We start from the raw sequence: 8,871 nt of genomic DNA, 5'->3' as shown, positions 1-8,871 counted from the left end.
ACCCTGACGGGCCCAGCGACTTCAAATCATGTGTCGAAGCATGTCCTGACCGATTTTCACGAGACACCAAGCAAGTGTCCCAAGGAAAAGACAGTCAAAAACAGTACCGATCTCCAGATATCCAGCACCAAAGCCGAACCCCTTCAATCAGCCCACACGCTGACCATCCAAACACCCTGTTGAGTTCTCAAACAACACGCCACAACAAAGACTCATCCGATTTGGGATTCGTTCTCCGCCGGAGCAACCCGAACAACATTACTAGTCTCGATCTGCGATGTCTAACCGGGGGTGATTGACCCTGGTCACATGCGATTGAGCCTCTATGAAGCCTCAGGTGATCCCCGCGCTGCGATCCGGACCGCGCCTGGCTCTGAGAACCTGTCGCGTGCCTCCGTGATCTCCGGACCGGCTTTCCGGCCGTTCCGTTCCCCCGCGGGCAGAGACAAATATACACACCCCCGAAGGAGCCGAAACCAGGGGGGTCACCTGTCGTTCAACGTTACGCTTGACCAGCGAAGACGGAGGGAACTTCCGCGAACACGACGGTGGGTCGGCATGGGGCGGCCGCCGTCGCGGACCGTCTTCAGACGTCAAGTTCGACTGTTAGCCTGCGAGCGAAGGAACTCCGATCAGAGGAGAAGGCATGTCAGTCACTCGCAACGCACGCACCCGATGGACCGGCGGTCTCCAGGACGGCGGCGGTGTCACCAGCTTCGTGTCGTCCGGCCTGCCGGACACTCCGGTGACCTGGGCGTCGCGCGCGAACGACCCGGAGGGCAAGACCAGCCCCGAGGAGCTCATCGCCGCGGCCCACGCCTCCTGCTACTCCATGGCGCTCTCGGCGGGCCTGGGCAAGGCCGGCTACACGGCGGAGGAGATCGTCACCGAAGCCGGCGTCGACTTCAAGCCCGGCACCGGGATCACCGGCATCGCGCTGACCGTCCGGGCCGTGGTGCCCGGGATCGAGAAGGGCGAGTTCGATGAGATCGCGGCGGCCACCAAGGACGGCTGCCCGGTCAGCCAGGCGCTGAAGGCGGTCCCTATTTCGCTTGAGGCGACTCTGGGTTAGGGTCGTCACAATCAACTGAAAATTTCATATTTCACGCACAGTGTGCGCGAAAGCATCGGGTGCACCATCCGTGGTCGAAAGACCACGGAGCCGACACGGGCGAGAGCCCCGGAGGCCGGGTGAGCGTTGGTTTCGCGCACTTGTTTGTAACTGGGGCCCTGCCGAGCCGCGTTGCAGACCGCTACAACATCAAGAGGAGGGAGTTCTCGTGACTGCTCCTGAAAACGCCGGTAGGCGGTTCACCGCCTACACCATCCGTCATCTCGACGATCTGCTCCAACGAGCGCCGCTGTCGGAGGAGCAGCGGCTTCGCACCAGGGCCGTCGCGTCGGTCCTGCCGTTCAGGACGAACGCGTACGTGGTCGATGAGCTCATCGACTGGGACCGTCCGTTCGAGGACCCGATGTTCCGGCTGGTGTTCCCGCAGGAGGACATGCTCCCGGCGGAGGACGTCGACCACATCGCGGGGCTGCTGAAGGCCGACGCCTCCAAGCAGGAGGTGACGGCCGCGGCCAACGAGGTGCGGTTCAAGCTGAACCCGCATCCGGCGGGGCAGCTCCAGCTCAACATCCCGAAGGCCGGCGAGGAGCCGATTCCGGGGCTCCAGCACAAGTACCGCGAGACGGTGCTGTTCTTCCCGCAGCAGGGCCAGACCTGCCACGCGTACTGCACCTACTGCTTCAGGTGGGCGCAGTTCGTGGGGATCGCCGACCTGAAGATGGCGAACAACGACGTGGAGCAGCTGACCGGCTATGTGCGGGAGCACCCGGAGGTGAGCAGCGTGCTGCTGACCGGCGGGGACCCGATGATCATGGGCGAGCCCGTGCTGCGTCGGTACATCGAGCCGCTGCTGGGCATGGACCACGTCGAATCGATCCGCATCGGGTCGAAGGCGCTCGCGTACTGGCCGCAGCGGTTCGTGTCGGACCCTGACGCGGACGACACGCTGCGGCTGTTCGAGCAGGTCGTGGCGTCGGGGCGGAACCTCGCGTTCATGGCGCACTTCTCGCACTTGAAGGAGCTCGACTCCGACATCGTGCGGGAGGCGGTGCGCCGCATCCGGTCCACGGGTGCGGTGATCCGGACGCAGGCGCCGCTGATCAGGACGATCAACGACGACGCGGACCAGTGGGCGGGGATGTGGAGGACCCAGCACAAGCTGGGGATGATCCCGTACTACATGTTCGTGGAGCGCGATACGGGGCCGAGGGACTACTTCTCGGTGCCGCTGGCGCGGGCGTGGGAGATCTTCCGTGACGCGTTCAGCCAGGTCTCGGGCTTGTGCCGGACCGTGAGAGGCCCGTCGATGTCGGCCACGCCGGGCAAGGTCGCGGTCGACGGGATCATCGAGATCGGCGAGGAGAAGGTGTTCGCGCTGCGGATGCTCCAGGCCAGAGACCCCCGGATCGTGGGGATCCCGTTCTACGCGAAGTTCGACGAGAACGCCGTGTGGGTGGACGACCTGAAGCCCGCGTTCGCGGACAAGTTCCCGTTCGAGTAGACCCCGTCCTCATCGGCTGGACGGTCGTCGACTGAACGGGAGGGCCGGAGCGGCTGCCGCCGCTCCGGCCCTTTCTGCTGCTCAGGCGATGTGGAGTGCGAAGCCGGTGGTGCCCTCGGGTTCGAGGCCGGGCTTGAGGCGCTTGGCGTCGTCGTAGTCCTCGGCCTGCTTGCGGTAGGCGATCGGCTCGGTCTCGTCGAGGGTCTCCAGGCGCGAGCGCAGGAGCTTCGCGGCGTCGGCGTACTCGGCGTCGCCGAAGCGGTGGACCGCGCCGGTGACGACGACCGGGGGCAGGACCTGCATGCCGGGGTAGAACAGGACGCCGTGCTGGAGCGGGAACAGCAGGTCGTCGATGGAGCCGTTGACGCCGCGGTCGGACAGGTGGGACTCGGCGGCGCCGGTGGTGACGACGACCATGGCGCGCTTGCCGGCGAGGACGCCGTCGCCGAAGCGGGGCCAGTCGCGGGAGGTGCCGTAGCCGAAGCCGTTGGTGAAGACGCGGTCGATCCAGCCCTTCAGGATCGCCGGGACGGTGTACCACCAGAGCGGGAACTGGAGGATGACGAGGTCGGCGGCGAGGAGCTTCTCCTGCTCGGCGCGCACGTCGGGTGCGACCTGGCCTTTGTCCCACGCTTCGCCCGCGGCGGCCATGAAGTGCTCGTTCTCGGTGGGGCCGAAGTCGTCGTAGTCGGCGACGGCCTTCCACTGCATGGCGTACAGGTCGGAGACGGTGACGGTGTGGCCGAGGCCCTCCAGGGTGGCGACCGATTCGTCCCGGAGCGCGGCGTTCAGGGACGCGGCGTGCGGGTGGGCGTAGACGATGTGGATCTGCATGGCGACCATGCTGCGGCGGATTCCGGGAGGCTGCCAGACGTCTGTTCGACCTGGGGTCGTTCGACCCTAGGACTGACAGACCTAGGCAGCGGTGAGCGGGCGCGGCGATACTTGCCGCGGAGGTTTGAGTGATGTCATCTGATGCGACCGGGATCCACAAGCTGGAGGACGTCGTCGACCTGGGGAAGTTCCTCCAGGCGCGGCGCGCCAGGGTGAACCCCGACGAGGTCGGGCTCCCGAACGACGCGCGGCGCCGGGTGCCGGGGCTGCGGCGCGAGGAGCTGGCGCTGCTGGCCGGGGTGAGCGTGGACTACTACACGCGCCTGGAGCAGGGCCGGGCGAAGCGCCCGTCGGATCAGGTGCTCGACGCGGTCGCGCGGGCGCTGCGCCTGGACGAGACGACGCGGGCGCACCTGCACCGGCTCGCGGGGAACTCGCGGCGCGACCAGATGCACGAGCGGGCGGGCGTGCGGCCCTCGCTGGAGACGATGCTCGCGGCGATCGACGGCTTTCCGGCGCTCATCTTGAACCATCGGCAGGACGTGCTCGCCTCGAACCGCCTGGCCCGGCTGCTGTACGGCGGGTTCGGGTGGGACCTGGAGGCGGGCCCGAACTTCGTGCGACTGCTGTTCGACGACGACTCGCGGGAGTTCTTCCCCGACTGGCGGGACGTGTGCTCGTACGAGACCGTGGCGCAGCTGCGGAAGATGGCGGCGCTGTTCCCCGAGGACGCCGAGCTGACGGCGCTCATCGGCGAGCTGTCGGTGGCGCACCGGGACTTCGCGGAGATGTGGGCGCGGGCCGAGGTGAAGGACTGCAACATCGGCTGGGTGCGGTTCGAGCACCCGATGGTGGGGCTGATCCAGCTGTACAAGGACCAGTTCCGGGTCGCGGACGGCTCCGGGCAGATGCTCGTGACGCTGACGGCCGCGCCCGGGACCGACGGGTACGAGAAGCTGCAGCTGCTGGGGGCGGGCGAGTAGTCCCCCGCCCGCCCCGGCGGTCACCTGACCGGCAACTGGTCGATCACGCTGATCCAGTCGGCCCCGCCGCGGCCGGTCGCGGACAGTTCGTCGAGCTGGCGCATGAGCGGCTCCAGGAGCACGGCGCTGACGCCCTGCCCGCGGGCGGCGGTGATAAGCGATCCGATTGCGGCCCTGGTGAACTCCACGTCCTGGCCGCGGGCCGGGTCGAAGTCGCCGCGATCGATCTCGGCGCCGAAGTGGTCGAGGTGCGGCAGGAGCGCCCCGAGCCAGCCGCGGATCTCCGCGGCGGTGTCGGCCGCGGGGACGCCGACCGTGCGCATCATCGCCGCGGCCTGCATGAACCCCGCGAACATCTGGTACATGGCGGTGAGCAGCGCCATGTCCTTGAGCGAGGCGAGCCCCGCGTCCTCCCCTTCGTAGTCGGCGGCGCCGAGGACCTCCAGGACCGCGCGGGCGCCGTCGTAGGCGGCGCGGTCGCCGGAGTAGAGGAGTCGCGCGACCGGGGTCCCGATCATGTCGGGGGTCGCCATGATGGCGCCGTCGAGGTAGGTGAGGCCGTGCTCGGCGGCCCAGGCGGCGGTGGCGCGGGCCTGGTCGGGCGTTGTCGTGGTCAGGTTGACCACGGTGCGGCCCTTCAGGTCGGCCGCGAGCGGGTCAAGGTGCTCGCGGACGCTCGCGTCGTCGAACAGGACCACGAGGACCGTGTCCGCGGCGCTGACCGCTTCGGCGACGGTGGCGGCGGCACGGGAGCCCGCTGCGGCGTGCGGCGCGGTCCTGGCGGCGGTGCGGTTCCACACGACGGTGGCGTACCCGGTGTCGCGCAGGCGCTCGGTGATCGCGGAGCCCATGGCCCCGAGCCCGAGGACGGCGACGGTCTGGTTCGGCATGTGCTTCCCTACCTTGGAATCGTGAGTCGGTCGATGATGCGGGGCCAGTCGTCGCCGCCGTGTCCGGCCGCGGAGAGCTCTGCAAGGAGCCGCTCGTGCGGTTCCAGGAGCGCGGCGCTGACGCCCTGCTCGCGGCAGGCGGTGATGATCGAGGCCAGGCCGCGCCGGTCGAAGTCGACGCTCTGGCCGCCGGTGTCGTAGGCGCCGCCGTCGACGATCGCGGCGACGGCCCTGCCGTGCGGGAGCATCGCGGCGAGCCACGCCTCCACCTCCACCGCGGTGTCGGCCGCGGGGACGCCGACCGTGCGCATCATGGCGACGGCCTGGAGCTGGCCGAGGAGCATCAGGTCCATGGCCGCGAGGAGGGCCGTGTCCTTGAGCGACGCGACCCCTGCGTCGGTGCCGGTGAACTCGGCGCCGCCGAGGGCCGCCAGCGCGGGTTCGGCGATGGCGTAGGCGTTCTCGTCGCCGGAGTAGAGGAGGCGGGCCTCGGGGGTGCCGATCATGGACGGGACGGCCATGATCGCGCCGTCGAGGTAGGCGATGCCGTGGGCGGCGGCCCAGGCGGCGGTGTCGCGGGCTTCGCCCGGGGTGGTCGTGGTCAGGTTGACGACGACTTTGCCGCGGAGGTTCGGTGCGGCGGGTTCGAGGTGTTCGCGGACGCTGGCGTGGTCGAGGAGGACGGTGATGACGACGTCGCCCGCGTCGACGGCGTCGGGGACGGTGGAGGCGGCGCGGGAGCCCGCCGCGGTGTGCGGGACGGTTCTTGCGGCGGTGCGGTTCCAGACGGTGGTGGTGTATCCGGTGTCGCGGAGTCTGGCGGCGATGGCGGAGCCCATGGCGCCGAGGCCGAGGACGGTGAGGTTGCCGGTGGGCACGGGTGGTCCTTTCTAGTGGTCGCCGCGGAAGAGGCGGTAGACGGGGACGACGGTGCCGGTCTGCTCGGTGGCGTCGAGGGCGCGCTGGTAGTAGTCCTGGATGGTGCGGGTGAGGGCGGCGTCGACGCCGGCGTCTTCGCTGGCGTCGATGACGTGCTGGGCGCCGGCGTGCATCATCTTGAGGCTGGCGAGGTCGCCCCAGCCGCCTTGCTTGGCGGCCTGGGCGAAGTAGAGGGAGAAGTCGCGCTGGCTGCCGGCGTCGTCCTTGGTGAGTTCGAGGAAGGTGTCGATGTCGCCGCCGGAGCGCTCGATCATGGCGAAGGCCTGCTGGAGGGAGATGAGGTAGGCGTGGAACATGGCGAGTCCGGCCTGGTAGTAGAGCTGGGCGAGGCCGTAGTCGGCGCCGAGGTGGACGCTCTTGCAGAGGTGGTCGAGGAGGGGTTTGAGCTCGGCGTAGAGGTCGGCGGGGCCGCTGGTGTAGAGCGTGGAGGCGGGGTGGGCGATGTCGTCGCTCTGGGTCATGTAGGCGCCGGTGAGGAAGCGGGCGCCGCGGTCGAGGACCCAGCTCGCGCCTTTGGCGGTGTTGGCGGGCGAGTCGGAGGAGAGGTTGAGGACGGTCTTGCCGGTGAGGTCGCCCGCTTGTTCGAGGACGCCGTACATGGCGTCGTAGTGGATGAGGGAGAGCAGGATCGTGTCGCTGGCGGCGACGGCTTCGGCGACGGTGGCGGCGGGCTTGGCGCCGAGTTCGGCGAGGGCGTCGGTCTTGCCGGGGGTGCGGTTCCAGACGGTGACGTCGACGCCTGCGGCGAGGAGGAGGCGGACGGTGGCGCGGCCCATCGGGCCGAGGCCGAGGACGGTGGCGGACTTGCTGGCAGACATGTTGTGCCCCTTGGTAAGTGGTGGCTCCCTGTGCGTGTTGACGGGTTCCATGGTCGGTCGTGCCGGGTAGGCTCGGCAAGACCGCACTTCCAGGTGGGGTTGCTTACGTCGAGGTGAGAAATACGGTCGGGAGGCGTGCTGTGGAGACGATGGGTGACGTAGATCAAACCTGCGGGATGTCGCTCGCGATCGACGTGGTGGGCGGCAAGTGGAAGATGCACCTCATGTGGGTGCTCGCGGAGGGGCCGGTGCGGTTCGGGCAGATCCGGCGGAAGCTCGACGGGGTGAGCGAGAAGGTCCTCGCGGAGAACCTGCGGCAGCTGGAGGCGAGCGGGGTGGTGCACCGGGAGCTGTACGCGGAGGTGCCGCCGCGGGTGGAGTATTCGCTGACGCCGCTGGGCGAGTCGCTGAGCGTGGCGCTGAAGCCGCTGGAGGACTGGGGCGAGGAGCACCGCGAGGTGCTGTCGTCGCGGCGGTGAGGCGGTTTCGGTTGCGGCCGCGGGGGTTTGCCCCGCGGCCGCTGTCGTGTCAGTCGAGGGGCGGGGCTTCGCGGCGGCGGTATTCGCGGCCGCCGAGGGTGCGTTCGAGGAGGAGTTCGTCGACGAGTTCGCGGCGCAGGGTGAGCGGGTCGTCGTGGACCGCGGCGAGCGCGTCGGTGATCTCGGCCTGCGTGTAGACGCGGTCGAAGGCGAAGAGCCGGTCGGCGAGGTCGCGCAGGACGGCGACGCGGGTGGCGCGGCGAGTGGGGATGACGGTGAGGCGTCCGGCCGTGTACAAGTGGGCGACACCGGGGTCGGTGCCTTCGGGGGCGTCGGTGACGGTGGAGCGGGCGGCGGCCGCGGCTTGGCGGAAGGCGGTCGGGTCGGCGCGGAGGCCGTCGTCGCCGGAGGTCACGAGTCCGGCGCGGACGAGGCGCGGGAGGGCCCGGTCGGCGTCGGGGTGGTGCTCGCGCAGGTCCGCGAGGGCGGTGCCGGTGTCGCCTGCGAGGACGATCGCGGCGAAGACGCGGAGGCGGGCGGGGTCGGCGAGGGCCTTGACGATCTCGTGGCTCGGTTCCATGGGCCCACGATGGTCGGGATCGCCCAGGGCGTCAAGGCGGTTTAGGCGGCGGCGATGGCGCGGAGCGTGGCGAGGGTGACGCCGTCGAGGGTGGCGAGGCGGTGGGCCGGGATCGACTCGGGGAGGGCGACTTCGCTGGGGACGGTGAAGGTGACGGCGCCCGCGGCGAGCGCGGACTCGCTGCCGGACGGGGAGTCCTCGATGGCGAAGCTGCGGGCGGGGTCGACACCGAGTTTCGCGGCGGCGGTGGCGTAGGGCTCGGGGTCGGGTTTGCGGGCCTGGACCTCGTCGCCGCAGATGATGACGTCGAAGTTCTCGGCGCCGAGGGTGCCGAGGAGGACTTCGGTGAGTTCGCGGGCGGTGGAGGTGACGAGCGCGGTGGGGATGCCGGCGGCGCGGACCTCGTACAGGAGTTCCTGGGCGCCGGGCTTCCAGGCGGCGCCGATGGCGAACAGGGTCTTCATGCGCTCGCGCAGCCACTGGACGTGCTCGGGGAAGTCCTCGACGGGGAGGCCGAGGTCTTCGAGGAGGAAGATGACCGAGGCGTCCTCGTTGGTGCCGACCATGCGGTCGCGCACCTCGGGGCGCAGGATGCCGCCGAGGACGACCGCGAGTTCTTCGAGGGCGACGTCCCAGAGGCGTTCGGAGTCGAGGAGCGTGCCGTCCATGTCGAAGAAGACGGCCTGCGGGAGCTCTGGAACCTCAGTCACGCCTAGAACGGTATCGGGGGCGCGGGTGCGATCGGCCGTTTCGCCCGTTCCGGGCGAGCAGGCTC

The 8,871-nt window shown here is 69.6% G+C and carries 11 protein-coding genes; 5 read left to right on the top strand and 6 right to left on the bottom strand.

The window, feature by feature from the left end:
* From WA640_RS23440 to WA640_RS23430, 3 genes are all read left to right on the top strand, one after another.
* Window positions 1-183 (top strand): hypothetical protein (locus WA640_RS23440; RefSeq protein ID WP_335990967.1); only part of this gene is annotated, 183 nt, incomplete at its 5' end.
* A 463-nt stretch (window positions 184-646) separates the two neighbouring features.
* Entirely contained in the window at window positions 647-1,072 is a 426-nt protein-coding gene (locus WA640_RS23435; protein ID WP_106366910.1) for an OsmC family peroxiredoxin, read from the top strand.
* Window positions 1,073-1,280: 208 nt separating this feature from the next.
* A complete protein-coding gene (locus WA640_RS23430; protein WP_335990966.1) occupies window positions 1,281-2,573 on the top strand; it encodes a KamA family radical SAM protein in 1,293 nt (430 codons plus the stop codon).
* 81 nt (window positions 2,574-2,654) lie between these two features.
* On the opposite strand, the gene WA640_RS23425 is transcribed toward WA640_RS23430, so the two are convergent.
* On the bottom strand, window positions 2,655-3,407 hold the full coding sequence (locus WA640_RS23425) for an NAD(P)H-dependent oxidoreductase (protein WP_335990965.1): 753 nt from the start codon (window positions 3,405-3,407) through the stop codon (window positions 2,655-2,657).
* A gap of 131 nt (window positions 3,408-3,538) precedes the next feature.
* On the opposite strand from WA640_RS23425, the gene WA640_RS23420 reads away from it, so the two are divergent.
* Window positions 3,539-4,390: a helix-turn-helix transcriptional regulator gene (locus WA640_RS23420; protein ID WP_335990964.1), complete on the top strand. Its 852-nt coding sequence runs from the start codon at window positions 3,539-3,541 to the stop codon at window positions 4,388-4,390.
* A 20-nt stretch (window positions 4,391-4,410) separates the two neighbouring features.
* On the opposite strand, the gene WA640_RS23415 is transcribed toward WA640_RS23420, so the two are convergent.
* From WA640_RS23415 to WA640_RS23405, 3 genes are read right to left on the bottom strand one after another with little or no spacing between them, the layout of a single operon-like run.
* Window positions 4,411-5,280, bottom strand: a complete 870-nt coding sequence (locus WA640_RS23415) for an NAD(P)-dependent oxidoreductase (RefSeq protein ID WP_335990963.1) — start codon at window positions 5,278-5,280, stop codon at window positions 4,411-4,413.
* Window positions 5,281-5,288: 8 nt separating this feature from the next.
* Window positions 5,289-6,158: an NAD(P)-dependent oxidoreductase gene (locus tag WA640_RS23410; protein WP_335990962.1), complete on the bottom strand. Its 870-nt coding sequence runs from the start codon at window positions 6,156-6,158 to the stop codon at window positions 5,289-5,291.
* 12 nt (window positions 6,159-6,170) lie between these two features.
* Entirely contained in the window at window positions 6,171-7,037 is an 867-nt protein-coding gene (locus tag WA640_RS23405; RefSeq protein WP_335990961.1) for an NAD(P)-dependent oxidoreductase, read from the bottom strand.
* Between the two features lie 140 nt (window positions 7,038-7,177).
* On the opposite strand from WA640_RS23405, the gene WA640_RS23400 reads away from it, so the two are divergent.
* Entirely contained in the window at window positions 7,178-7,516 is a 339-nt protein-coding gene (locus WA640_RS23400) for a winged helix-turn-helix transcriptional regulator (protein WP_425433458.1), read from the top strand.
* Window positions 7,517-7,565: 49 nt separating this feature from the next.
* Here WA640_RS23400 and WA640_RS23395 read toward each other — a convergent pair whose 3' ends face one another.
* Complete coding sequence (locus tag WA640_RS23395; protein ID WP_335990959.1) at window positions 7,566-8,096, bottom strand: DUF2087 domain-containing protein; 531 nt, start codon at window positions 8,094-8,096, stop codon at window positions 7,566-7,568.
* Between the two features lie 41 nt (window positions 8,097-8,137).
* Window positions 8,138-8,806, bottom strand: a complete 669-nt coding sequence (locus WA640_RS23390; RefSeq protein WP_335990958.1) for an HAD family hydrolase — start codon at window positions 8,804-8,806, stop codon at window positions 8,138-8,140.
* Between the last annotated feature and the right edge of the window lie 65 nt (window positions 8,807-8,871).

The organism is Glycomyces sp. MUSA5-2, assembly GCF_037034145.1.
Lineage (GTDB): Bacteria > Actinomycetota > Actinomycetes > Mycobacteriales > Micromonosporaceae > Glycomyces > Glycomyces artemisiae.
Note: the sequence above shows the minus strand (reverse complement) of the source record. Positions and strands in the feature narration are given on the sequence as shown.

Bases quoted from the DNA above. Each gene is read 5' to 3' on its own strand.
- WA640_RS23435 (WP_106366910.1), top strand. From the start codon at position 647: ATGTCAGTCACTCGCAACGCACGCACCCGATGGACCGGCGGTCTCCAG.
- WA640_RS23420 (WP_335990964.1), top strand. From the start codon at position 3,539: ATGTCATCTGATGCGACCGGGATCCACAAGCTGGAGGACGTCGTCGAC.
- WA640_RS23425 (WP_335990965.1), bottom strand. From the start codon at position 3,407: ATGCAGATCCACATCGTCTACGCCCACCCGCACGCCGCGTCCCTGAAC.
- WA640_RS23395 (WP_335990959.1), bottom strand. From the start codon at position 8,096: ATGGAACCGAGCCACGAGATCGTCAAGGCCCTCGCCGACCCCGCCCGC.
- WA640_RS23405 (WP_335990961.1), bottom strand. From the start codon at position 7,037: ATGTCTGCCAGCAAGTCCGCCACCGTCCTCGGCCTCGGCCCGATGGGC.
- WA640_RS23415 (WP_335990963.1), bottom strand. From the start codon at position 5,280: ATGCCGAACCAGACCGTCGCCGTCCTCGGGCTCGGGGCCATGGGCTCC.